Source organism: Nonomuraea aridisoli, assembly GCF_003236395.1.
Taxonomy (GTDB): domain Bacteria; phylum Actinomycetota; class Actinomycetes; order Streptosporangiales; family Streptosporangiaceae; genus Nonomuraea; species Nonomuraea aridisoli.
In genome coordinates, this window is record NZ_POUD01000129.1 from 1 (window position 1) to 23,529 (window position 23,529).

The window sequence follows — 23,529 nt, forward strand, 5'->3', positions numbered from 1 at the left end:
GCGCCGGAGCCGCTGGCGGTGGGGGCGCTGCGGGTGGACCCGCGGGCGCGCACGGCCACGCTCGACGGCGCGGCGCTGGACCTGACGCCGCGCGAGTTCGACGTGCTGCACTACCTGGCCGCGCGGCCCGGCGAGGTCGTCACCAAGCGGGAGCTGCTGACGGAGGTGTGGCAGCTGCCGTACGGCGGCGCCGACAAGACCGTGGACGTCCACCTGTCGTGGCTGCGCAGGAAGCTCGGCGAGACGGCCGCCCGGCCCCGCTACCTGCACACGGTGCGCGGTGTCGGCGTCAAGCTGGTCGAGCCGTCGTGAGGCGGTGGCTGGCGCTGCTCGTGGCGGCGACGACGTCGCTCGTGCTGATCGCCCTGCTGGTGCCGATGGCGCTGCTGATCCGCGCCGTGGCCGAGAACGGCGCGATGAGCCGGGCCACCGCCGCGGCCGAGTCCGTCGCGGTGGCGGTCGGCACGCCCGACCTGGCGCTGGCCGTGGAGCAGGTGGCCCGCCCGGTGACGGTGTTCCTGCCCGGCGGCGGCACGGTCGGCAGGCCCGCCGGGCGTTCCGACGCGGTGCGGCTGGCCGCGACCGGCCGCAGCGTCACGGCCGAGGCCGACGGGGGCAGGGAGGTGCTCGTGTCGGCGCAGTCCCCGGGCGGCACGGCCGTGATCAGGGTGTTCGTGCCCGACGACGAGCTGATGAGGGGCGTGCGCGAGGCGTGGCTGGCGCTGCTGGTTCTGGGGCTCGCCCTGGTCGTGCTGGGGATCGTCCTGGCCGACCGGCTGGCGCTGGCCGTGACCAGGCCGGTGGACGGGCTGGCGCGGGTCTCGCACCGCCTCGCCGGAGGCGACCTGACCGCGCGCGCGGAGCCCGGCGGCCCGCCCGAGGTGCGGTCGGTGGCGATGGCGCTCAACCACCTGGCCGGCCGCATCGGGGACCTGCTGGCGGCCGAGCGCGAGTCCGTGGCGGACCTCTCCCACCGCCTGCGCACGCCGCTGACCGGCCTGCGGCTGGACGCCGAGTCGCTGCGCGACCCCGAGGAGGCGGGACGCATCCAGGCCAGGGTGGACGCGCTGGAGCGCGCCGTGAGCGCGGTGATCACCGAGGCGCGGCGCCGGTCGGCCGGGCGCGGCTCGTGCGACGCGGCGGCGGTGGTGCGCGAACGGGTGCGGTTCTGGTCGGTGCTGGCCGAGGACCAGGGGCGGGAGGTGACGGTCGACCTGCCGGACGGGCCGCTGCCGGTCGCGGTGGGCGCCGAGGAGCTGGCCGCGTGCGTGGACGCGCTGCTCGGCAACGTCTTCGCGCACACCCCCGAAGGGGCCTCCATGTCCGTACGGCTCCAGCCCCAGCCCTCCGGGGTCCTGCTGACCGTGCGCGACTCGGGGCCCGGCTTCGAGCCGGCGCTGCTGGAGCGGGGCATCAGCGGCGGCGACTCGACGGGGCTCGGGCTGGACATCGCCCGGCGTACCGCGGAGTCGTCGGGCGGCGGGCTGACCGTCTCCACGCCCGCGGACGGCGGTGCCCGCGTCGAAGTGCTGCTGGGCGCGGCGCCATGAGGCCGGCGGCCGTCACCTCGAGACGAGCTCGGCCAGGTGGCGCAGCGAGTCGGTGAGATGGTCGGGGCCGAACGGCGGGAACCGGATGTACTCCCTGATGGACCGCGGTACCGCCGACCAGTCGTAGATGAGCGTGATCTCGGTTTCTGACGGGCCGAGCGGCGCGAGGTCGTAACGCCAGATCCAGCCGCCGAACTCCAGGCGACCGTCGTCCTTCTCCTCCCCCCGTCATCCAGCCGATGGCGCGCGGCGGGTCGAACACCTGGACCTGGTTGGCCACCTTGTAGTCACCGTCCGGATGGTCGGCGTGATACATGGCCATCCGGAAGACCTGCCCCACCTCGGTGAGCGGCGCCTGGTCGACGGCCTGCCGAACCCAGCCGGTGCCGTCGATCGACGCATGCGACGTCGGGTCCGCCAGCACCGCGAACACCCTCGCGGCGGGCACGGCGACGGTCAGGGTGGCGCTCACGTTCTCCTGGGCCACGGTGTGCACGTTCCTTGTCATCTTCGGTCTCCTGCGGGCGCGGTCGGGACGCTCTCCACATGTGGACCACACGGCGAGGCGGAACTCATCGGGCGGCCGGGGTGGCGGCGTTAACCGTCGCTTAGCGCGCGGTTACCGGGGTTCGCGATTTCGTGGAGTCATGCAGATCACGAAGAAGCTCATCATCGCCGGCGCCGGGTTCATCGCGCTGGCCTCGGGCGGCGGCGCCGCGTACGCCGCCGCCACGGCCGCCCCCTCCCCCTCGGCGGAGACGTTCACAGCCGTCCCGGCGCCGAAGGTCTCGGCGGAGCAGGCCATGGAGATCGCGCACGGGGAGGTGCAGGGGGCCTGGGTCAGCGAGCTCGACTTCGACCTCAAGGGCAGCCGGCCCGACGTGTGGGAGATCGAGCTGACCAAGGGCCAGGAGCGCCACGAGATCGACGTGGACGCCGCCTCGGGCAAGATCGTCAAGCATGAGACGGACCGGGTGGGCCAGGACGGCGACGACCGGGACGACGATGACGACGACGACCGCGACGATGACCGGGACGATGACCGCGACGACCGGGATGACGACCGCGACGACGACGACTGATCCGCGGTGAAGGCGACGCCGGCCCGTGGGCCGGCGTCGTCCCGTGTCAGCGGGTCATCCGCATGACGATCGGGCGGTGGTCGGACAGCGTGGTCGGCAGAACGTCGCCGCCCGTGACCGTGATGCCGCGCGTGTAGACGTAGTCGATGCGGGCGTCGCCGAGCGTGGGCTCGTCGGCGTACCGGGCTCCGGTGTCGAGCCAGCCGGCGCTGACGAACCGGCGCGACAACGCGTCGGTGGGCGGGGCGTTGAAGTCGCCGGTGAGGATCACGCCGGTGCGGGAGCCGAGATACGTCCGCACCTTGTCGGCCTGCGCCTCGCGGCGGGCCACCGAGGTCGCCGACAGGCCGGGCGACAGGTGGGTGGTGAAGACGGTGACCGACGAGCCGCCGCCGAGGTCGAGCTTGGCGCCGGCCATCGACCGGTTCACAGGGCAGGTCGCGAAGTCGGTGAGCCGGATCGTCACCCGTTCGACGATGGGGAAGCTGGACAGGATGGCGTTGCCGGCCTGGCCGGACTGCGGGTCGTCGCAGGGGCCGGGGTTGTCGCCGGCGCCGAAGTGGGCGTTGGCGGAGATGTGCCAGCCGAGCGCGTCGGCCAGCTGCCTGACCTGGTCGGCGTCGGGCCTGCGGTGGATCTCCTGGACGGTCACGATGTCGGCGCCGGCGGCGCGGATCTGGCCGGCGATGGCGCCCATGTCGGCGCTCTCGCCGTGGACGTTCCAGTTGAGGACGACGAGGTCGGTCGCTCTGGCCTGTGCGGGGGTGGTCGTCAGCAAGGGTGCGAGCACGACGAGCGCCGTGATCGCCAGGATGCGTCTGGTCACGCCCGGATCGTACGGAGATCCGCACCGCCCGTACAGACGGGTGTCAGCAGTCGTCGAGGATCCGCTCCATCGCGTCCTTCTCCGCCGAGGTGACCCAGACGTCGTACTTGGCCTTCACGTCGATCTGGCGGGCGATGTACGCGCACCGGTACGACCGGCGGGGCGGCAGCCAGGTGGCGGCGTCGGAGTCGCTCTTCTGGCCGTTGAGCGGCCCGTCCACGGCGAGGAGGTTGAGCGGATCGTTGGCGAACTCCTTGCGCTTGGCGTCCGACCACTGCTGCGCGCCCTTCTGCCAGGCGTCCGACAGCGGCACCAGGTGGTCGATCTGCACCTCGCTGCTGGTGTCCTGGCCGCGCTCGAACTCGATGGTCTTGCCGCTGTACGGGTCGTGCAAGGTTCCGGTGAGCACGATGCAGTCGTGCGTGCCGGGCCTGAAGGTCTCGTCCTCCAGGTCGCGTTTGAGGATGTCGTTACGGGTGTCGCAGCCGTTGCGGTCGACGTCGGACCAGGCGGGGCCGAACTCGTCGCGGTCGAAGCCGGTCTTCGGGGCGCGGCCCTTGACGTCGAGGTCCGCCAGTTTCTCGCGGGCGTCGGCGATCGCCGCCGAGTCGGGCTTGGCGGCGGGCTCCCCGCCGCCGGACTGCGCCTCGAGGCCGCCGCAGCCGGTCAGCGTCACCGCTGTGGCCAGACCCGCCATGTACGCCCGCACCCGCACGTCCGCTCCCCAGACTCACGTCAACAATCCTTAAAGTCTAGGTAATGCCCTTATATGGCTCTACAACGCGTCCAAGGCGTCAAGCAGCCATTCCGCCAGGTATCGGGTGAACGACGATCTGACGTAAAGGCGATACGCGTCGGGCTCCCGGAGTTCCAGGACGACCGAGGTCTTGGCCAGCAGGGTCTGGGCGTGACCGTGGAAGGCCGACGGGTGCAGGTCGAGAGGGCAGCCGGTGATCAGCACGTCCTCGGCCGCCGGGCCCGCAAGCTCCAGGATCGTCCGCTGACCGGAGACGTCCACCCAACCAGGCCGTGGCGTGATATTTCCGGACACGAGCCACCACGACGGCCCCAGCCTGAGCCCCACCCCGGGGTCCGCGCCCCGCACCTCCCACATCGGCTCGAACGCCACCTCCCGCAGCCGCACGGCCGGCCCGCTCGCCGCCGCGAACCGCGCGGCGTAGGCCGCGGCCGGGCTCTCCGCCCGCACCCGGCCCGCGTAAGGCGCGGGCGAGCCCTCCAGCGGGTCGCCGTCGCGGCGGGTGTTGTCCTTGTCGTAGAAGACCGGGTCCACGACGGTGACGCCGTGCGCCGCTCCCCCGGACACCGCCGTCAGCCGGTCGCCCGGCGCCACCCCCTTGGCCAGGGCCAGCGCGAACGTCCGGCCGAGCGCGGCACTGGCGTAACCGGAGGTCACGTGGCCCAGCATCGGCGTCACGTCCTCCCCCGGTCCGGCGACGAGCTGGGCGCCCTCGTCCACGAGGGTCGCCGGGTCGTCGGGCAGCAGCCCCACCAGGCGCTTACGGCCGGGCCGGGCGGTGTCGGGGCGGGCGTGCGAGCGTTTGCCGACGAAGTCGGGCTTGCGCGGGGAGACGATCCACTCCATGCCGAGGTCCTGCGGGGTGACCGTGCCGTCGGTCTCCTGGCCGACGATCGCGAACCCCTTCTCGGCCCGCAGCACGTGCATCGTCTCCGTCCCGTACGGCACGGCGCCGAGCTCCAGCACCGCCTCCCACAGCGCCCTGCCGTACGCCCACGGCACGTTGACCTCGTAGGCCAGCTCACCGGAGAAGCTGATCCGGAACACCCGGCCCGGCACACCCAGCACGTCGGCCTCCGCGTACCGCATGAACGCCAGGCCCAGCGCGTCCGGCGCGATCGCCGCGATCACCTGGCGGGCGCGGGGGCCGACGACGGCGACGGTCGCCCAGTGGTCGATCACCGAGGTGAACGACACCTCCAGCTCCGGCCACTCCGTCTGCCGCCACTCCTCCAGCCAGTCGAGCACCGCGGCGGCGTTGCCCGTGGTGGTGGTCATGAGGAAGTGGTCCTCGGCGAGCCTGGTCGTGGTGCCGTCGTCGAACACCATGCCGTCCGCCCGGCACATCACCCCGTAGCGGCAGGCGCCGACACTGAGCGTGGAGAACATGTTCGTGTAGATCCGGTCCAGGAACGCACCGGCGTCCGCGCCCCGGATGTCGATCTTGCCGAGGGTGGAGGCGTCCATGGCGGCCACGGCGGTGCGGGCCGCGCGGCACTCGCGCAGCACGGCGGCCTCCATCGGCTCGCCGTCCACGGGGAAGTAGCGAGGGCGTTTCCACTGGCCGACGTCCTCGAAGACCGCTCCCCTGGCGACGTGCGCGTCGTGCATCGCGGTGGTCCTGACGGGGTCGGACAGCGCGCCGCGGTCCCGCCCGGCCAGGGTCGCGAACGACACCGGCGTGTACGGCGGCCGGAACGTGGTCGTGCCGACCTGCCCGGGTGCGGTGCCGAGGAGGGCGGACATGACGCCGACGACCACCGCGCCCGAGGTCTTGCCCTGGTCGGCGCCGGTGCCGGCGGTGGTGTACCGCTTGACGTGCTCCACCGACCGCATCCCGGTGCCCGCCGCCCTGGCCAGGTCGCCCACGGTCACGTCCCGATGCAGATCGGCGAAGGCCGGCTCGTCGCCGGCGCCCTCCACCCACCACAACGCCGCGGGCGGCCGCGGCGGCGCCTCGTCGCATTCAGGCACCCGCCACCCGCCCACCGTGAGGGTCGCCGCAACCTCGCGGTCCGTCGCGGGGGCCGGGCGGCCGAGGGCGAGGGCGGCGGCTTCCGCGCCGGCGCCGTAGCCGTCGGCGATGGCCTCGCGGGTGCCGTAGAGGCCCCGGCAGGCCCCTGCCGAGCGTTCGGCCTGGGCCGAGACGTCCGGGACGAACGCCTGCGACCCCTCGTCGAACCGGACGAGTCCCTGCGACTGGCTGAACAGGTGCACCGCCGGGTTCCAGCCGCCCGCGACGGCCAGCAGGTCCGCCTCGATGTGCCGGTCGCCGACGTACACGCCGGTGAGCACGCCCTCGGCGTCGGCGGTCGTGCCGGTGACCACCTGCCCGGTGAGCGTCCCCGGCATCAGTCCTTCGGGGCGTGGGTCGACGATGGCGGCCACCTCCACCCCGGCCGCCGCCAGGTCGCGAGCGGCCTCGTAGCCGGAGTCGGCGCAGGCGAGGACGACCGCGCGCCGCCCGGGCGGCACCCCGTACCGGTTGGCGTACGCGCGGGCGGCCGAGGCGAGCATCACGCCGGGCCGGTCGTTGCCCGGGAAGGCGAGCGAGCGCTCGTGCGCCCCGGTCGCCAGCACCACCCGCCGGGCCCGCAGGTGCCACAGGCGTTCGCCGCGTTCCCGCCGTTCGACCGCCACCACGTAGTTGTGGTCGTAGTAGCCGACGGCGGTCGTCCGGGTGAGCACCCGGCCGGGCAGGTCGAGCGCGTCCACCCAGTCGAGGGCGGGGGCGCCGTCCAGGAGCAGACGGCTGTTCAGCAGGTCGCCGCCGAGCCGGGGCTGCTCGTCCACGAGGATCACCCGCGCCCCGGCGTGCCCGGCCGCGACCGCGGCGGCCAGCCCGGCGGGCCCTCCTCCGATGACGAGCACGTCGCAGTGCAGGTAACCCTTGTCGCAGCGCCGCTCGTCCACGGCGTCGACGTCCGCCCGGCCCTTGCCGCGCAGGCTCCACGCCTCCAGCCCGTCGTACAGCTCCACCGTGGTGGCCGCGAGCATCGGGTCGGCGCCCACCCGTACCAGGGCGTTCGGCTCCTCGGGGCCGGCGGTGAAGATCCCGCGCGGCCGCCCCAGCTCCACGCTGCGGCCCACCACGCGCACGCCGGCCCGCAACAGCGCGGCGGCCAGGGTGTCGCCGGGCTCGCCGCGCAGCTCCCGGCCGTCGAAGGTGAATCTCATCAGATACCTCCGAGGAAACCCCCGCCTTCAGGCGGGGGAGGAATCGGACTCCTGCGGAGCAGGGCATGGAGAGGCGATTCGCCTTCAGGCGGACCGCCGTTCACCACAACGCCGCTCCACTCAACAGATGTTGTGGCAATGTGCGAGGCATGGCGCAGATCGTGAAGCGGGCCTACAAGTACCGCTTCCACCCGACCCCTGGACAAGCCGAAGAGCTTGCCCGGACGTTCGGCTGCGTCCGCCTCGTCTACAACAAAGCCCTGCAAGAGCGCACCCGCGCCTACGCGCTGGAGGGGCGTCGTGTCTCCTACGTGGAGTCGTCGGCCCGGCTCACCCAGTGGAAGAAGACCGAGGAGTTGGCGTTCCTGAACGAAGTGTCCAGCGTCCCTTTGCAGCAGGCGCTCCGGCACCTGCAGGCCGGGTTCGCGAACTTCTTCGCCAAGCGGGCGAAGTACCCGACGTTCAAGTCGCGGAAGAAATCCCGTGCGTCGGCCGAGTACACCCGCAGCGCGTTCAAATGGCGCGACGGGACGCTGACGCTGGCGAAGATGGACGAGCCGTTGGCGATCGTGTGGTCTCGTCCGCTGCCGGAGGGGGCGGAGCCGTCCACGGTGACGGTTTCGCGCGACAGCGCGGGCCGGTGGTTCGTGTCCATCCTGGTCGAGGAGAAGATCCGGCCTCTTGCGCCGGTGGAGCGGAACGTCGGCCTGGACGCCGGCATCACCGCCCTGGCGACGCTCTCCACCGGAGAGAAGATCACCAACCCGGGGCATGAGCGGCGCGACCGCCGCAAGCTCGCCAAGGCGCACAAAGCGTACGCCCGTACCGAGCCCGGGTCGAAGAACCGGGACAAGGCCCGTATCCGCATCGCCCGCGTCTACGCCCGGATCACCGACTGCAGGCGGGATCACCTGCACAAACTGTCCACCCGGCTTGTTCGCGAAAACCAAGTGATCGCCGTGGAGGACCTCACCGTGCGGAACATGGTGAAGAACCACAGCCTGGCGCGTGCCATCTCGGATGCCTCGTGGCGGGAACTCCGCTCGATGCTGGAGTACAAGTGCGCCTGGTACGGGCGCACCCTGGTTGCGGTGGACCGCTGGTTCCCCTCGTCCAAGCTGTGCTCGGAGTGCGGGACTCTGCAGGAGAAGATGCCGTTGAACGTCCGGACCTGGGCCTGCTCCTGCGGGGCGGTCCATGACCGGGACATGAACGCGGCCAAGAACGTGCTCGCCGCCGGGCTGGCGGAGAGCTGAAACGCCTGTGGAGCTGGTGTAAGACCTCAACGAGAGTCCTCTCGGGCGGGCGACCGGTGGTGAAGCAGGAAGGCTGACCGGCGACGGTTGGAATCCCCCTCGTTTACGAGGGGGAGGAAGTCAAGAGGTCCTGATCTCGTGGGTGACCGTGTGCCGCTCGACCGCGAACCAGGTCCGGCAGCCGTGCGCGTGGAACCAGCGTTCGCGGAACCAGCCCTTGGGGTTGTCGCGCACGAAGACGTACGCGGCCCACTCCTCGTCGGAGACCTCGTCCGCCGGGTAGGCGATCCCGGCCTGGCCGCCGTAGTGGAACTCGGTCTCGTCGCGGGGGCCGCAGTGCGGGCATTCGATGAGCAACATCAGTGGGCCACCGCCGCCGCGCCGTGCTCGTCGACGAGCGCCCCCGTGGTGAACCTCTCCAGCCCGAACGGCTCCGCCAGCGGATGCGGCCGATCGTGCGCGAGCGTGTGGGCGTACACCCAGCCCGAGCCCGGGGTGGCCTTGAAGCCGCCGGTGCCCCAGCCGGCGTTCACGTAGAGGCCCTCGACCGGGGTGGGGCCGATGACGGGCGAGGCGTCCGGGGAGACGTCCACGATGCCGGCCCACGTGCGCAGCACCCGCACCCGGCTGAAGATCGGGAACAGCTCCAGCGCCGCCGCCATCTGCGCCTCGATCACGTGCACGCCGCCCCGCTGCCCGTAGGAGTTGTACGCGTCGATGCCCGCCCCCATGACCAGCTCGCCCTTGTGGGCCTGACTGACGTACACGTGCACGGCGTTCGACATGACCACGCAGTCGAGCACCGGCTCCAGCAGCTCCGACACCAGCGCCTGCAGCGGGTGCGACTGCAGCGGCAGCCGGATGCCCGCCCGCTCGGCGAGCACCGACGTGTGCCCGGCCGCGGCCAGCGCCACCTTCCCGGCCGCGATGCGCCCCCGCGAGGTCTGTACGGCCGTGACACGATTTTTCGTGATCTCGAACCCGGTGACCTCGCAGCCCTGGATCAGGTCGATCCCGTACGCGTCCGCCTTGCGGGCGAGCGCCCAGGCCACGTGGTCGTGCTTGGCGATGCCGCCGCGGCGCTGGAGGGTGGCGCCCAGGACGGGGTGGCGGGCCCGGTCGGAGACGTTGATGATCGGGCAGAACTTCTTCACCTCGCCGGCGTCCAGCCACTCGGCGTCCACCCCGTTGAGGCGGTTGGCGTTCACCCGGCGCCGGCCCTCGCGCACGTCGCTCAGGCTGTGCGCCAGGTTGAGCACGCCACGCTGGCTGAACCGCAGGTCGTAGTCGAGCTCCTCGCTCAGCCCCTCCCACAGTCTCAGCGAGTGCTCGTAGAGGGCGGCGCTCTCGTCCCACAGGTAGTTGGAGCGGATGATCGTGGTGTTGCGCGCCATGTTGCCGCCCGCCAGCCAGCCCTTCTCCAGGACGGCGACGTTCGTGATGCCGTGGTTCCTGGCCAGGTAGTAGGCGGTGGCCAGGCCGTGCCCGCCGCCGCCCGCGATCACCACGTCGTAGGCCGGCTTGGGGTCGGGGTTGCGCCAGAGGAGGTCGGGGTGGCTCAACGCCTGATCTTCTCCATCCCGGGGTCGTACAGGGGCTCGGCGGCGACCTCCGCGGGCACGCGGCGGCCGAAGTAGGAGATGTCCACGTGCGTCCCGGGTTCGGCGAGCTCGATCGGCAGCCACGCGTACGCGACGGGGCGGTGGATCGTGTGGCCGTAGGCGGCGCTGGTGACGTGACCGACCGTGCGGCCCTGGTGGCGTACGGGCTCCTTGCCCATGACGACCTCGGTGGCCACCAGCGGCACCAGCTTGCGGGTGACGTCGGCGGACAGGGCGTCACGGCCGAGGAAGTCCTTGTCCTGCCGGACGGCGAAGGCCAGCCCCGCCTCGTACGGGTTGTGCTCGGTCGTCATGTCGACGCCCCAGAGCCGGTAGCCCTTCTCCAGGCGCAGGCTGTTGAACGCGGCCCGCCCGCCCGCGACGGCCAGTCCCGGCGACCAGAGCGTGTCCCAGAGCTTGAGCCCCATGTCGGCCGTGGTGTAGAGCTCCCAGCCCAGCTCGCCGACGTACGAGACGCGCATCGCGAGCACCGGCACATGCCCGACATATCCAGATTTGCAGGTGAAATAGGGGAAGCCCTCGTGGGACATGTCCATGTCGGTGAGGTCCTCCACCAGGCCCCTCGCCCACGGCCCCCACACGCCGACGCAGCACGTGCCGGGCGTCAGGTCGCGCACCCGCACCCCGCCCGGGGCGTGCCGGGTCAGCCATTCGAGGTCGAGGTTGCCGTTCGCGCCGACCTGGAACGTCTCCTCGTCCAGCCGCGCCACCGTGAGATCCGACCGGATGCCGCCGGCGGCGTCCAGCATCAGCGTGTACGTGACCGAGCCGGGCTTCTTGTCCACGTTGTTGGTCGTCATGCGCTGCAGGAACGCCGCCGCCCCCGGCCCGCCGACCTCGATCCGCTTGAGCGGCGTCATGTCGTAGAGCGCCACCCGCTCCCTGGTGGCCCACGACTCGGCGGCGGCGATCGGGGACCAATGGCGGCTCGCCCACGCGTCGCGCTGCATCACCCCGAGAAACGGCTCGGCCGCCGCCCCGCGCGCCTCCTCCGGCACGTCGGCGTACTCGTCCCTGCGCCGCCGCACAAGGTCCTCCAGCAGCGGCACGTTCGACTCGAACCAGTGCGGCCGCTCCCACCCGGCCGCCTCCAGGAAGTACGCGCCGAGCTCCCGCTGCCGGACGTGGAACGGGCTGGTGCGCAGCGGCCGCGGCGACTCCATCGGCTGCAGCGGGTGGATGACGTCGTAGACCTCGACGAAGTTCTGCCTGCCGCGCTCCTCGACGAAGGCGGGCGACAACTGCGCCTGCTCGAACCTGCCCAGCTCGCACTCGTGCAGGTCGAACCCCGAGCGCCCGTCCACCAGCACCTCGGCCAGCGCCCGCGCGACCCCGGCCGAGTGGGTCACCCAGACGGCCTCGGCCAGCCAGAACCCGTCGAGGTGCGGGGCCTCGCCGATCAGCGGGAACCCGTCGGGGGTGAAGGAGAAGACGCCGTTGATGCCGTCCGCGTACTTGGTCTCGGCGAGCGCGGGCAGCAGCTCGACCGCGTCCCGCCAGGAGGGCTCGAAATCCTCCTCGGTGAACGCCTGCACCGACGGCATCGTGGTGCCCTTCGGGCCGATCTCGTCCTGGGCGACCGGCATGGGGCGGTGGGCGTAGGAGCCGATGCCGATGCGGTCGCCGTGCTGGCGGAAGTACAGGTCGCGGTCCTGGTGGCGCAGGATCGGGCCCTGCGGCCGCGGCGGCAGCGGGCCGGACCTGGCGTACTGGTGGGCCAGCGGCTGCAGCGGCACGGTCAGCCCGGCCATCCGCCCGATCGACGGCCCCCAGAAGCCGGCCGCGCACACCACCACGTCGGCCGGGATCGTCCGGTGCCCGGCCGGCGTCACGACCGAGACCCCGATGACGCGCCCGCCGCGCTGCTCGACGCCCACCACCATGTGCCCCGCCAGGAACCTGGCCCCGCGCTCGGTCGCCCGCGCCGCCTGGGCCTCGCCGCAGGCCACCGCCGCGGCCAGCCCGTCGCTCGGGACGTGGAACCCGCCGAGCACCTTGCCCTGGTCGAGCAGCGGCCAGAGCCGGGCGCACTCCCCCGCGTCGAGCAGCCGGGCCTCGACGCCCCACGACTCGGCCCAGCCGAGCTTGCGGTGCAGGTCGGCCCAGCGTTCCGGCGTGGTGGCCACCTCCAGGCCGCCGACCTGGCGGAAGCACGACGGGCCGAGCGCGGCGTACTTGGCGACGGTGTAGGCGGCGAACGCGGTCATCGTCTTCGACGGGTTCGTCTGGAAGACCAGGCCGGGCGCGTGCGAGCTGGACCCGCCGGCGGCGAACAGCGGCCCCTGGTCGACGACGGTGACGTCGGTCCATCCCCGTTCGGTGAGCTCGTCGGCGAGGGCGCAGCCGACGATGCCGGCACCCACGATCACCACACGGGGCCGACTCATGGCGCCTCCGGTTGTTCCTTAATGCGCAATACGCACCGGACTACGCAACGACCATAGAGCCCCGTTCATCCCGGAACAAGACCGCCGGACCGCCGGACGCCTAGGCTGCTTCCGGATCATGACAGGGGAGGATCGATGGCGCAGCGGCGCTTACTTGACGGGCTCGGCGTCACCGCAGCCGAGGAGGCCGCCTACCGGGCCCTGCTGCGGCACGGGCCGGCCACGCTCAGCGAGCTGGCCGCCGAGACCGGCTCGTCGGCCGGCGGCATCCGCCGCATGCTGCCCCGGCTGGAGGACCTCGGCCTGATCTCGCGGGTGGCCGGACGGCCGCTGCGGCTGATCGCCACGCCCCCGAACATCGCCGTCGACATCCTGGTCGCCCGCCGCCAGGAGGAGATCACGCACAGCCGGGCCGCCGCGGCGCTGCTGGCCACGGAGGTCAACGAGCGCAGCGGGCCGCACCCGGAGGAGGTGCTGGAGGTGGTCTCCGGCCGCGACGCCGTGGCCCGCCGCTACCTCCAGCTCGAACGCAACGCCACCCGCGAGATGCTCGTCCTCGTGCACCCGCCGTACGCGGTGGACATCAGCGACGACCGGGAGAACCGCCGGCGCGCGGCCCGTCAGGGCGCTCCGATCATCCGCGGCATCTACAGCCCGCAGGCGTTCGAGCACCCCGGCATGCTGGCCCACACGCGCCGCGCCATCGCCGACGGAGAGCAGGCCAGGCTCGGGCACGTGCCGGTCAAGCTGGCCGTCGCCGACGCGGACACCGCCGTCCTGCCGCTGGTCTCCGACGCGGACCAGGCCGTGGAGAGCGCCCTCGTGGTGCATCCGTCGGCGCTGCTCGACGCGCTGGTGGGGTTGTTCGAGACGCTGTGGCGGGCGGCGGTGCCGCTGCGCCTGACGGCCGGCGACCTGGAGCCGGAGACGTGGCCGCAGGCCCCGGACACGGAGGTACTGGCCCTGCTCGCGGCGGGCATGAAGGACGACGCGATCGCCCGCCAGCTCGGCCTCAGTCCCCGCACGGTGCAGCGCCGCGTCCAGGTGTTGTGCGAGCGCCTGGGCGCCCGCACCCGTTTCCACGCCGGCTACCTGGCGGCCCGGCACGACCTGCTCGACCAGTGACCGCGCGGGGCACTGCTAGGTGAGCAACACCCCGCCGTCGACCGGCAGCGTCACCCCGGTGACGTACGAGGCCGCGTCGCCGGCCAGGAAGACCGCGGCCGTCACCAGCTCCTCGGCCTCGCCCAGCCGCCGCATGAGCACCCGGCTCTCCACGACCTGCTCAAGGTAGCCGGGTTTGTACTGGTCGGTCATCTCGGAGGCGAAGAACCCGGGCTCCAGGCAGTTGACCCGGATGCCGCGCCGTGCCGTCCACTGCTGGGCCAGGTCGCGCGTGAGCCCGGACACGGCCGCCTTGGAGGCGGTGTAGGCGGCCTGCGGCAGCCCCGCCGTGGTCTCGCCGAGCACGCTGCCGATGTTGACGATCGAGGAGCCCGGCCGCATCACCCGCGCGCACGCCTGCGCCATCCAGTACGTGCCGAGCAGGTTGACGTCGATGACCTGCCGGAACTCCTCCGGCGTCTCGCGCAGCGCGGGCACGGCCGTGCCGATGCCGGCGTTGTTGATCAGTACGTCGATGTGGCCGAGGCCCTCGACGGCGGCGGCCACCAGCGCGTCGCAGTCTTCCGGCCGTGACACGTCGGTCGCCACCGCCAGGCACCGGCGGCCGGTCTCTTCCACCAGCCGCCGGGTCTGCGCCAGCCGGTCGGCCCGGCGCGCGCCGATCACGACGTCGGCGCCCGCCTCGGCCATGCCCCGGGCCAGGGCGACGCCCAGCCCGGAGGAGGCGCCGGTGACGACCGCCACCTTGCCGTCGAGCCGGAAGCGGTCGAGCACCTCAGAGCCCGTATTCCTTGACGATGCGCTCGTGCCGCTCGACCTCGACGCCGATCTCGCGGGCCAGGTCGAGCCAGGCCAGCGGGTGCACCCAGCGCTCGGTGGCGTCGTCGAGCAGCGCGTCGACCTCGGCGGGCGAGACGTCGGGCGGCACCGCGACCCAGCCGAACACGCCCGGCAGCCGCTCGCCGGTGCTCGGGTGGGTGACGGTGTAGTTCTCGTCGCTGTAGACCCACATCGGCCAGCCGCGCTCGGCCATGACCTCGGTGAACTCCGCCCAGTCCTCCTCGCTCGGCGCGGCGCCGTCGAAGAAGTAGCTGGTGTAGCCGCCGGGCCGCAGGATGCGCACCGCCGCGAACGGCGGCACGAAGTTCTGCTGCTCCTTGGGGTCGTCGGGGACGGGCTCGAGCAGCTGCGGGTCGAACACGACCAGGTCGCCGGCGTTGTAGTCCATGCCGCGCGGCTGCGGCAGGGCCAGGCGGGCGGTGGCCGGGCCGGTGCGGATGGACAGCACCTGGCGCTGGCCGCCGTCGGGCGCCGGGAGGACGAGCCGGATCAGGCCCATCTCCTCCTCGATCGGGCCCTCCTTGGACTTCAGCGGCATGCCGAGCTTGGCCGCGCCCTTGCGGACGAGCGGCCAGTCCTCGGCCGAGGTGGCCATGACGATCATGCGCCAGACGTCTTCGTCGGTCAGCTCGTCGATCACCTCGGCCAGCACGTTGGCGGCCCTGTCGTTGTGGTCGAGCTGCTGGGCGGCGCCCGACAGCAGGCGGCGGGCCTCGATGCCGGCGCCGGCCGCGATGGCGTGCTCGGCCGCGTCGAGGCACTCCTGCCAGCGCTCGCGGGCGCTGTGCATCCGGGCGAGGGCGACGTACTGGTCGGCGTGCGGCAGCAGCGCGGCCATCTGCTCCAGCCGCTCGTCCTGGCGGGCCTCGATGAGCAGCGTGGTCAGGTAGGAGAGGTCGTCGGAGTGGGCCGTGGCGATGTCGCCGGTGTCGACGAGCAGCTTCCAGTAGATGTCGGCGCCGGCGGCGGGGAAGCCGAGGAAGCCGAGCGTGGTGGTGTGGCGGCGGGTGGCCTCGAGGTCCTTGCCGGACAGCGGGGCCAGCCAGCCGACCCACTTCTCGGGGTCGGCGTTGAAGCCGTCGGCGGCGTCGAACTGGCCGACCCGCTCCTCCAGCGGCCCCGGCGCCTGGGGCTCGGTGGCGGCGTCGGCGGCGGCGCGGAGCGCGGCGATGCGCTCGGGCAGGTCACCGGTCTCGCGCAGCTCGGCGAGGCCCGCCTCGGCCACGTCGGCCAGCAGCCGGGCCTGCCACACGCCCTGGCGGCCGAGCGCCAGGTCACCCGCGACCAGCGCCAGCTCGACGCGGGCGCGGTAGCCGCCCATCATGCCGAAGTAGTCGATCCACTGGCGCACGACGCGGCCGAGCTGCCAGGTGTTGGTGATCTGGGCGGAGCCGGCCAGCTTGGCGACGGCCTGCGTCCACTCGACGAACACCCGCGGGTGCTCGCCGACCACGTCGAGGTCGGGCAGCGCGTCGACGGCCTCGGAGATGCGGCCCAGCGTGGCGAGGATCAGCGCGCGGCGCACGCCGTCGCGGTGAGGCTTGTTCACCGGGTCGTCGGGCTTGTCGTCGGCCGCGGCCTGCAGCGCGGCGAGCGCGTCGTCGCCGCGCCCGGCGGCCAGCAGCGCGCGGGCGCGCTCGGCGCCGAGCTCCCAGCTCGGCGCGCGCCCGGCCGTGCGCAGCCGCTCGATGGCGGAGTCGGCGTAGGTGACGGCCTCGCCGGGCTGGCCGGCGTCGGTCAGGGCGGCGACGTACTGCGTCACGAGGCCGGCGAAGGCCGGCCTCTCGGGGCTGGTCGCCTCGATGTGGGAGCCGAGCGTCTCCAGGCGCGGGGCGGCGTGGCCGGGGCCGTCGGTGTTGGCCAGCGCGATGGCGAGGGCCTCGACCGCCGCCGGGGTGGCCGGGCAGTCACGCACGTCTTCGCGCTCGGCGAACGCGAGCAACTGCCTGGCGTCGTCGACGGCGACCGCGCCCTGCGCCCGGTCGCCGATGCGGCCGATCAGATGCCAGTAGCGGGCGTAGAACTCGAGCCAGGGCAGCTCCAACGCCTCCGCCTGCTGCGCGATGGCCGGCGCCATGACGTCGAGCTGCGGGTATCGGCCGTCGTAAGCCTGTGCGGGGAGGTCTCCCAGCGCCATGGCGAGGCCCACGTTGCCCGCCTCGGAAAGCTGCTGCTGGGTGTCGCCGACCCAGGCCCAGATGTCCACGTCCATGGGCAGTCAGTCTGCCAGGTCAACGGGCGTGCCCCAAACGCAGAAGGTCTATCAGCTCGTCCGATTCGCCGTCGCTCAGGACGGAGAACGCCTCCGCCATGAGCGCGTCGGTCGTCTCCTCGACCTCCGCGCGGCGCGCCACGATCTCGGGCCCCGGCGTCGCGTACGGCTCCGGCCAGGCGAAGAAGCGGGCGATCATGTCGCCCTGCCGCTGACCGAGCGGCGTGCCGTCGTGCTCGGCGGCGAGCGTGGCCTCCAGCGGGTGCAGCCCGGCCGCGATCACGGCGTTGGCGTGCAGGCCGCCGCGCAGCTCGCGTACGACGTGCATGAGCTGCACGGCGCGGGCGGGCGGGTCATCGGGCAGCGGCACGGCCCGCCAGCCGGCGAACAGCGGGGCCCCGGCCGGCGAGGCGTTGTCGGCGACCGGCTGGAGCAGCTCGGCGATCCTGGCACAGCCGTCGTGACCGCCCAGCTTGCGCCGGGCCCAGGCGTGACACGCCTCGGCGTAGAGCTCGACGGCCCGCTCGACCGGGAGTTCGCGCCCGCCCTCCCAGCTCTGCCTGACGTGGTCCGGAGGGAAGAAGACGGCCGCCGCGGTCACCACGTCGGCGTCGCACTCGCCGAGGACGCCGCAGCGGCCCCGGAAGTAGAACTCACGGGCGCCCAGGCCGTACTCGTCGCAGACGGCCTTGGCCTCCCTGGAGATCATGAATCCGCCGCCGTACTGCCCGATGGGCGTCTTGACCGCCTTGGCAGTGGTCCGCGCGTCCGCCATGTCCACTCCTCAGTTCGCGAAGTGAACCCAGCATCCGCTATCAGAACATCATTCGGCAAGGATGAGTTCGCCGCTGGCGATGATCTCCGCGGGGCCCGACAGGTAGCTCGTGTCCTCGTCGAGGATGACCGTCAGCGTGCCGCCCAGCACCTCGACCGTCCACGTGCCGAGGGTGTCGCCGGACAGCCTGGCCGCGGCGACGGCCGTGGCGACCGCGCCCGTGCCGCACGAACGGGTCTCGCCGGCGCCGCGCTCGAAGACGCGCATGACGGCGCGGGTGGTGCCGACCGGGTTGAACAGCTCGATGTTGACCCCGGCGGGGAAGACGCACGTGTCGAAGGCGGGCTGGTGGCTGAGGTCGAGCTGGGCGACCGGATCGCCGATGGCGCAGGCCAGGTGCGGGTTGCCCATGTCGACGTGGACGCCGGTGTACTCGTGCCCGCCGAGGCAGGCCACGCTCTCGCCGAGGACGACGGGCTTGCCCATGTCGACGGTGATGTCGCCGTGGGTCTCGACGCGCACCCTGCGCAGGCCGCCGCGCGTCGCCACCGCGAACTCCGTGGAGTTCTCCAGCCCGGCGTCGATCAGGTAGCGCGCGAAGACCCGCACGCCGTTGCCGCACATCTCGGCCACGCTGCCGTCGGAATTGCGGTAGTCCATGAACCACTCGGCCGCCGACGCCTGCTCGGCCACCTCGTGGCTCTGCTTCGTGCGCGCCACCCGGAGCACACCGTCGGCGCCGATGCCGGCTCTCCTGTCACAGATCTTGGCGACGATGGCGGCCGTAAGGTCGACCACACCGTCGGGATCAGGCAGGATGACGAAATCGTTCTCGGTGCCGTGCCCCTTGAGAAAGCGCATTGTACAAGTTTATCCGCATGGGTGCTCGGAGACTCGCGCGAGGGATCTTTCCAGGAGATCGGGAGCGTCGTACGGCAGCCAGCACACCCGCGGATCCCTGCGGAACCACGACTCCTGGCGACGGGCGAAACGCCTGGTCAGCCGGACGGTCTCGGCGAACGCCCGCTCCTCGCTCCACTCGCCTTCGAGGAAGCGGATGACCTGGGCGTATCCGAGGGCCCGGCCGGCGGTGCGCCCCTGCGCCAGCCCCTGCTCCAGCAGCGTGCGCACCTCGTCGACCAGGCCCTCCCGCCACATGCGCTCGACCCGCACGGCGATCCGCTCGTCGAGCTCGGGCCTCGGCACCTCCAGCCCGATCTGCACGCTCGGGTAGACGGCCTCGTACGTCGGCATGGTCGCCGTGAACGGGCGCCCCGACAGCTCGATCACCTCCAGCGCGCGCACGATGCGGCGGCCGTTGCTCGGCAGGATGGCCGCCGCGGCGGCCGGGTCTTGCTCGCGCAGCCGCTCGTGCAGCGGACCGGGGCCGACCTCGGCCAATTCGGCCTCCAGCCGGGCCCTGATCGCCGCGTCGGTGCCGGGGAACTCCAGGTCGTCGATGGCGGCGCGGACGTACAGGCCGCTGCCGCCGACGAGCACGGGCACCTCGACGGCGTCGATGACGGCCCTGGCCAGCTTCTGGTACTCGGCCACGCTGGCGGTGACCGTCACGTCCCAGACGTCGAACAGGTGGTGGGGGACGCCGCGCATCTCGGCGGGGGTGAGCTTGGCCGTGCCGATGTCCATGCCGCGGTAGAGCTGCATGGAGTCGGCGTTGACGCACTCGCCGCCCAGGCGCAGGGCGATGTCGACGGCGAGATCGGACTTTCCGGCCGCGGTGGGGCCCACGACGGCGATGACGGGATGCTGGCGCACCCCTTCAGTCTGCTAGAGGTCGAGCAGTGTCGGCTGCAGATAGCCCTCATGGGTGAGCAGCCACCGCTTCGTCTCGACGCCCTCGCCGCCGCTGAACCCGCCCAGCCCGTTGCCCGCCACGACGCGGTGGCAGGGCACGATGATCGGGATCGGGTTGGAGCCCATGATCGAGCCGATGCCGCGCGCGGGCACCCCTGAGCCGCTCAGCCGGGCCAGCTCGCCGTAGGTGACGGCGGTGCCGTACGGGACGCGGTGCAGGGCCCGCAGGACGCTCAGCCGCACGCCCGACATCAGCCGCCAGTCGACCGGTGTCGCGAACTCCTTCAGCTCACCGGCGAAATAAGCATTCAACTCGGCGACCGCGCAGGCCGTACGATCCGAATCATGGACCTCAGCCAGGCCCAGGCGGCCGGCCAGCCGCTCGCGGGAGCCCCACCCCGACGCGACGAGACCGACCTCGGTCAGGGCCAGCGTGAACGGGCCCACCGGCGTGGGCACCTCGGCGTAGGCGACCGTGTTCTCCATGGGGGCCATCATGTCCTCACGTGAGCTCGTGGTGCTGGGCACCTCCAGCGCGGTGCCCACCCGCCACCGTAACCACAACGGCTACCTGCTGCGCTGGGACGGCCAGGGCTACCTGTTCGACCCCGGCGAGGGCACGCAGCGGCAGATGGCGTTCGCGGGGGTGAGCGCGCACGACGTCCACTGGATCTGCGTCACCCACTTCCACGGCGACCACTGCCTGGGCGTGCCGGGCGTCGTGCAGCGCATCGCCCGCGACAAGGTCCGCCACCCGGTGCGGGCGGTCTTCCCCGGCTCCGGCGAGAGCTACTGGCGGCGGCTGCGTCACGCGGCGGCCTTCGCCGACACCTCCGTCATCGAGGAGCACCCGGTCTCCGGCGAGCTGGCCGGCGTCGGCCCGCTGACCGCGCGCCGCCTGTCCCACCCCGTCGAGTCGTACGGCTACCGCCTTCAGGAGCCGGCCGGGCGGCGCATGCTCCCCGAGCGGCTGGCCGCCCACGGCATCCGCGGCCCGGAGATCAGCGAGCTCCAGCGCACCGGCTCCGTGCGCGGCGTCACGCTCGACCAGTGCAGCGTGCCGAAACCGGGGCAGAGCATGGCGTTCATCATGGACACCCGGCTGTGCGACGCCGTCTTCGAGCTGGCGCACGGGGTCGACCTGCTGGTGATCGAGTCGACGTTCCTGTCGTCGGAGAGCGCGCTGGCCAAGGAGTACGGGCATCTGACGGCGTTCGAGGCGGGGATGGTGGCCGCCGACGCGGGCGCGCGCCGCCTGGTGCTGACGCACTTCTCCGAGCGGTACGGGTTCGACGAGGAGCCGCTGTTCGCCGAGGAGGTGCGCCGCAGCTACGGCGGCCAGGTGGTGCTCGCCCGCGACCTGACGAAGATCCCCGTGCCGGGGCGTCAGGCCCACAGCGCGGCGAAGTAGCCGACGCCGTACGGCGCGCCGCGCATGAGCAGCCGCCCGTCGTACGCGCTCGCGCCGGCCGCCCCGGCCAGGACCTGCAGCGCGGCCCGGCCGCTCACCCAGAGCCGGTCGGCCTCCGCGGGGTCGATCTCGGCGAGCGGCGCGGGGTCGCCGGCGGCGAGCGCGGCGGCGATGCGGGCGTCGAACGGCCCGGCCGCCTCGTCGTACGGGCCGGGCGCCCCTGGGCTGAGACAGGCCGAGCCGTCGGCCATGACGACCAGTGCCACCCTCTCCGCGGCCGCGCCCAGCTCCTCCCCCAGCTTCCTGCAGTCCTCGCTCGGCGCGTCGAAGGCGACGGACTGCAGGCGGTCGGGGGCGTGGCCGTCGAGGAGCAGGCGGCCCACGGTCAGCGACAGCGGCAGCACGGGCTCGCCCCGGCCGGCCGTGCGGTCGACGCCCCAGGCGCGCAGGCTGCCGGCGGCGGCGCCGTCGTACGTCCGCGTGGACTCGGCGCCGCCCACCACGATCAGCGCGTCGGGACGCGCCTCACCGGCGGCGGCGATCGCGGCCAGGCAGGCGGAGCGAAGGTCGGGCATCCCGAGCACGACCAGCGGGGTGGGCGGGCAGACGGCCGCGGCGACAAGCACGACCGCAAGCGTACGACTCCCGCCGGATCCCCGTGACACGCCGCCACGTCGTCGCAGGCAGCGGGGCCGGAACGATCTCCGCGCCGTCACCGGGCGCCGGGTCAGAACGGGCTGCGGCCCGCGTGGACCTCGGCGAGGAGCTTCTCGGTGTAGGCGTGGGCCAGCCGGTGGATGCCGCCTCCGAAGCTGATCCTGGCCACGCCCAGCTCCGCCAGGCGGGCGAGGTCGGGCACCCCGGGCCGGAAGAGGACGTTGACCGGCGCGCCCAGCTCATCGACCAGCGCGCGGATCTCGTCCTCGTCGCCGAGGCCGATCGGGTACACGCAGTCGGCCCCCGCCTCCAGGTAGCGCCGCGCGCGCCGGACGGCCTCGGCGCGGGTGCCGTCGCCGTGGAGGTAGACGTCGACCCGGGCGTTGATCACCAGCTCGGGGCGGGCCGCCCGCACCCCGGCCAGGAGCTCCGCCTGCTCACCCGGGTCCGCCAGCTCGCCGGAGCCCGGGAGGGAGTCCTCGAGGTTGCAGCCGACGGCGCCGGTCTCGGCCAGGCGCTCGGCGAGCTCGGCGGGCGCGAGCCCGTAGCCGCGCTCGACGTCGGCGGTGACGGGCACGTCGACGGCCCTGGCCACACGCGCGACGGCCGCCAGCATCTCATCGACGGGAGCCCGCTCGCCGTCGTCATGGCCGAGCGCACGGGCGACGGCGGCGCTCCCCGTCGCCACCGCGGGGAACCCGGCATCCCGTACGGCTCGCGCGGAGGCGGCGTCCCAGACGTTGGGCAGAACCAGCGGCTTCCCGGGGATGTGCAGCGCACGCAGCGCGGCCGCTTTGTCGATGGTCATGCCGCGACCCTAGGCAGCGCCGCGACCCGCGCGTAGAGCCACTGCCCGCCGTTTACGGCGAGCCACTTGCCCGGAGTCAGCAGCCGCTGGTGGCGCACTGGCCCTCGACCACGCCGGCGGGGCCGTCGGCGGGGACGTCGGCCGGGGCGCCGCCGCCCGAGGGCCGGCCCGAGCCGGAGGGGGCCTCGGTGGGCTGCTTGCCGCCGTCGGTCTTGGCGTCGCCCGAGGAGCCGGTGCCGGTCGAGCCCGTGCCGGTCGAACCCGTGCCCGCCGACCCGGTGTCGCCCGTGGCGGCCTGGTCGCCGCCGCTCACGTCGGAGTCGCTCACGCCGCCCATGGTGGCGTCGTCGCCGCCGAGGTCGTCACCGGGGGTGTCGGTGACCGCGTCGCCCATCGTGGCGTCGTCGTCCTCGACACTCAGCTCGTCGGTGCCGCCCGCGGTCTGGGAGGGCGCGGGGGCGCCGCCTCCCGGCTGGGCGGCCTCTTCGGAGCCGCCGGCCAGCGTGAAACCGATGCCGCCCGCCACCAGCACGGCGACGAGGGCGCTCAGGACGATGATGAGCGTCTTGTTGGTCTTCTTCTTGCGCCGGACGTTTTCCGTGCCGCTATTTCCCGGCTCCAGGAGGGTGTCTCCGGGGCCGGACAGGATCTCCTGACGATCGCGCTCGATCGGATCTTGCATGGGGGTACAGCTCCCTGCGGTCGTATCGGGGAAAGCTCGCCGGCTTCCGCGGGTGATGGACCACACTAGCCGCATCGGCGGAATGCTCGCACACCAATCACAAAGGAATCACGACTTGTCCCCCCTTAGATCCATTCGCCCAGGTAGCCGCGCCGGCCTGGCGCCCGCGGCGGGAGCAGCCGGGGTACTCGTCACCGCGACGCTGGGTATTTTCCTGGCCTTCACCGACTCATCCGAACATTCTCCGCGGCGATCTTCAGAATTCGATCAGGAAACCGCGCTTACCGTGAGAGCGAAATCACCATCGGCGCCACTCATCGCGTCGGACATAACACCGACAGCGACCACTCGCGCGACGTGGGATGGAGCGATCCATTTGCGGACGGCGCAGCCTGTCGACCTCGTCCCCGGCCCGATTCCACCGCCCTGGATCGAACAGGTCCCACCGGTCGTGGCGCCCTCGGTGACGGCCGGCCCCCTGGCGTCCCCGGAGGCGCGCCGGCAGGCCAGGAACGGCGCGGGACGGCCGCTGAAGGACCGCCCGCCC

Annotated in this window: 20 protein-coding genes and 1 pseudogene; 6 read left to right on the forward strand and 15 right to left on the reverse strand. The window is 72.8% G+C overall.

The genetic code is table 11. From position 1 onward, the window contains the following. The 3 genes from C1J01_RS27040 to C1J01_RS27055 all read left to right on the forward strand — a co-directional run. The coding region (locus C1J01_RS27040) for a winged helix-turn-helix domain-containing protein (RefSeq protein WP_146615733.1) at positions 1 to 312 on the forward strand (312 nt) is incomplete at its 5' end. Then, a complete protein-coding gene (locus C1J01_RS27045; RefSeq protein ID WP_111181785.1) occupies positions 309 to 1,550 on the forward strand; it encodes a sensor histidine kinase in 1,242 nt (413 codons plus the stop codon). The genes C1J01_RS27040 and C1J01_RS27045, both read left to right, overlap by 4 nt. A 647-nt stretch (positions 1,551 to 2,197) precedes the next feature. Next, positions 2,198 to 2,632: a PepSY domain-containing protein gene (locus C1J01_RS27055; RefSeq protein ID WP_111181786.1), complete on the forward strand. Its 435-nt coding sequence runs from the start codon at positions 2,198 to 2,200 to the stop codon at positions 2,630 to 2,632. Between the two features lie 46 nt (positions 2,633 to 2,678). On the opposite strand, the gene C1J01_RS27060 is transcribed toward C1J01_RS27055, so the two are convergent. Genes C1J01_RS27060 through C1J01_RS27070 form a run of 3 tightly spaced genes read right to left on the reverse strand, consistent with a single transcriptional unit; the run spans position 2,679 to position 7,392 of the window. Further along, on the reverse strand, positions 2,679 to 3,458 hold the full coding sequence (locus C1J01_RS27060) for an endonuclease/exonuclease/phosphatase family protein (protein ID WP_111181787.1): 780 nt from the start codon (positions 3,456 to 3,458) through the stop codon (positions 2,679 to 2,681). Between the two features lie 43 nt (positions 3,459 to 3,501). Beyond that, positions 3,502 to 4,173 carry an HNH endonuclease family protein gene (locus C1J01_RS27065; RefSeq protein WP_235854702.1) on the reverse strand — a complete coding sequence of 224 codons (672 nt, stop codon included), beginning with the start codon at positions 4,171 to 4,173 and terminating at the stop codon, positions 3,502 to 3,504. A 60-nt stretch (positions 4,174 to 4,233) separates the two neighbouring features. Further along, entirely contained in the window at positions 4,234 to 7,392 is a 3,159-nt protein-coding gene (locus C1J01_RS27070) for a 2Fe-2S iron-sulfur cluster-binding protein (protein ID WP_111181788.1), read from the reverse strand. A 149-nt stretch (positions 7,393 to 7,541) separates the two neighbouring features. Between C1J01_RS27070 and C1J01_RS27075 the strand changes: the two are divergent. Then, positions 7,542 to 8,725: pseudogene (locus tag C1J01_RS27075) on the forward strand (RNA-guided endonuclease InsQ/TnpB family protein). 43 nt (positions 8,726 to 8,768) lie between these two features. Here the strand turns inward: C1J01_RS27075 and C1J01_RS27080 are convergent. From C1J01_RS27080 to C1J01_RS27090, 3 genes are read right to left on the reverse strand one after another with little or no spacing between them, the layout of a single operon-like run. Further along, positions 8,769 to 9,008 carry a sarcosine oxidase subunit delta gene (locus C1J01_RS27080; protein WP_111181790.1) on the reverse strand — a complete coding sequence of 80 codons (240 nt, stop codon included), beginning with the start codon at positions 9,006 to 9,008 and terminating at the stop codon, positions 8,769 to 8,771. Next, positions 9,008 to 10,210: a sarcosine oxidase subunit beta family protein gene (locus tag C1J01_RS27085; protein ID WP_111181791.1), complete on the reverse strand. Its 1,203-nt coding sequence runs from the start codon at positions 10,208 to 10,210 to the stop codon at positions 9,008 to 9,010. Before C1J01_RS27085 ends, C1J01_RS27080 begins: the two co-directional genes overlap by 1 nt. Next, on the reverse strand, positions 10,207 to 12,657 hold the full coding sequence (locus C1J01_RS27090; RefSeq protein WP_111181792.1) for a GcvT family protein: 2,451 nt from the start codon (positions 12,655 to 12,657) through the stop codon (positions 10,207 to 10,209). The genes C1J01_RS27085 and C1J01_RS27090 overlap by 4 nt, the downstream gene beginning before the upstream one ends. A gap of 135 nt (positions 12,658 to 12,792) precedes the next feature. Here C1J01_RS27090 and C1J01_RS27095 point away from each other — a divergent pair, with 135 nt between their 5' ends. Then, entirely contained in the window at positions 12,793 to 13,782 is a 990-nt protein-coding gene (locus C1J01_RS27095) for a helix-turn-helix transcriptional regulator (protein WP_111181793.1), read from the forward strand. 15 nt (positions 13,783 to 13,797) lie between these two features. Here the strand turns inward: C1J01_RS27095 and C1J01_RS27100 are convergent, their stop codons facing one another. From C1J01_RS27100 to C1J01_RS27125, 6 genes are read right to left on the reverse strand one after another with little or no spacing between them, the layout of a single operon-like run. After that, complete coding sequence (locus C1J01_RS27100) at positions 13,798 to 14,556, reverse strand: SDR family NAD(P)-dependent oxidoreductase (RefSeq protein ID WP_111181794.1); 759 nt, start codon at positions 14,554 to 14,556, stop codon at positions 13,798 to 13,800. 1 nt (position 14,557) lies between these two features. Continuing rightward, positions 14,558 to 16,834: a tetratricopeptide repeat protein gene (locus tag C1J01_RS27105; RefSeq protein WP_111181795.1), complete on the reverse strand. Its 2,277-nt coding sequence runs from the start codon at positions 16,832 to 16,834 to the stop codon at positions 14,558 to 14,560. A 19-nt stretch (positions 16,835 to 16,853) separates the two neighbouring features. Beyond that, entirely contained in the window at positions 16,854 to 17,609 is a 756-nt protein-coding gene (locus C1J01_RS27110) for an SCO6745 family protein (protein WP_235854703.1), read from the reverse strand. 48 nt (positions 17,610 to 17,657) lie between these two features. Beyond that, positions 17,658 to 18,470, reverse strand: coding sequence for a diaminopimelate epimerase (gene dapF, locus C1J01_RS27115; protein ID WP_111181796.1), 813 nt, complete (start codon positions 18,468 to 18,470; stop codon positions 17,658 to 17,660). A 9-nt stretch (positions 18,471 to 18,479) separates the two neighbouring features. Continuing rightward, the gene (miaA, locus tag C1J01_RS27120) at positions 18,480 to 19,385 is read right to left on the reverse strand and encodes a tRNA (adenosine(37)-N6)-dimethylallyltransferase MiaA (protein WP_111181797.1); all 906 of its coding nucleotides are present in this window, start codon (positions 19,383 to 19,385) and stop codon (positions 18,480 to 18,482) included. Positions 19,386 to 19,397: 12 nt separating this feature from the next. After that, positions 19,398 to 19,910, reverse strand: coding sequence for a methylated-DNA--[protein]-cysteine S-methyltransferase (locus tag C1J01_RS27125; RefSeq protein WP_111181798.1), 513 nt, complete (start codon positions 19,908 to 19,910; stop codon positions 19,398 to 19,400). 10 nt (positions 19,911 to 19,920) lie between these two features. On the opposite strand from C1J01_RS27125, the gene C1J01_RS27130 reads away from it, so the two are divergent. Next, positions 19,921 to 20,835, forward strand: coding sequence for a ribonuclease Z (locus C1J01_RS27130; protein WP_111181804.1), 915 nt, complete (start codon positions 19,921 to 19,923; stop codon positions 20,833 to 20,835). Here C1J01_RS27130 and C1J01_RS27135 read toward each other — a convergent pair. The 3 genes from C1J01_RS27135 to C1J01_RS27145 all read right to left on the reverse strand — a co-directional run bounded on the left by C1J01_RS27135 (position 20,811) and on the right by C1J01_RS27145 (position 22,982). Continuing rightward, complete coding sequence (locus tag C1J01_RS27135; RefSeq protein WP_111181799.1) at positions 20,811 to 21,461, reverse strand: class III extradiol ring-cleavage dioxygenase family protein; 651 nt, start codon at positions 21,459 to 21,461, stop codon at positions 20,811 to 20,813. The genes C1J01_RS27130 and C1J01_RS27135 overlap by 25 nt on opposite strands. A 101-nt stretch (positions 21,462 to 21,562) precedes the next feature. After that, positions 21,563 to 22,300, reverse strand: coding sequence for an isocitrate lyase/PEP mutase family protein (locus C1J01_RS27140; RefSeq protein WP_111181800.1), 738 nt, complete (start codon positions 22,298 to 22,300; stop codon positions 21,563 to 21,565). A 76-nt stretch (positions 22,301 to 22,376) separates the two neighbouring features. Then, entirely contained in the window at positions 22,377 to 22,982 is a 606-nt protein-coding gene (locus tag C1J01_RS27145) for a flagellar basal body-associated FliL family protein (RefSeq protein WP_111181801.1), read from the reverse strand. Positions 22,983 to 23,529 lie beyond the last annotated feature (547 nt).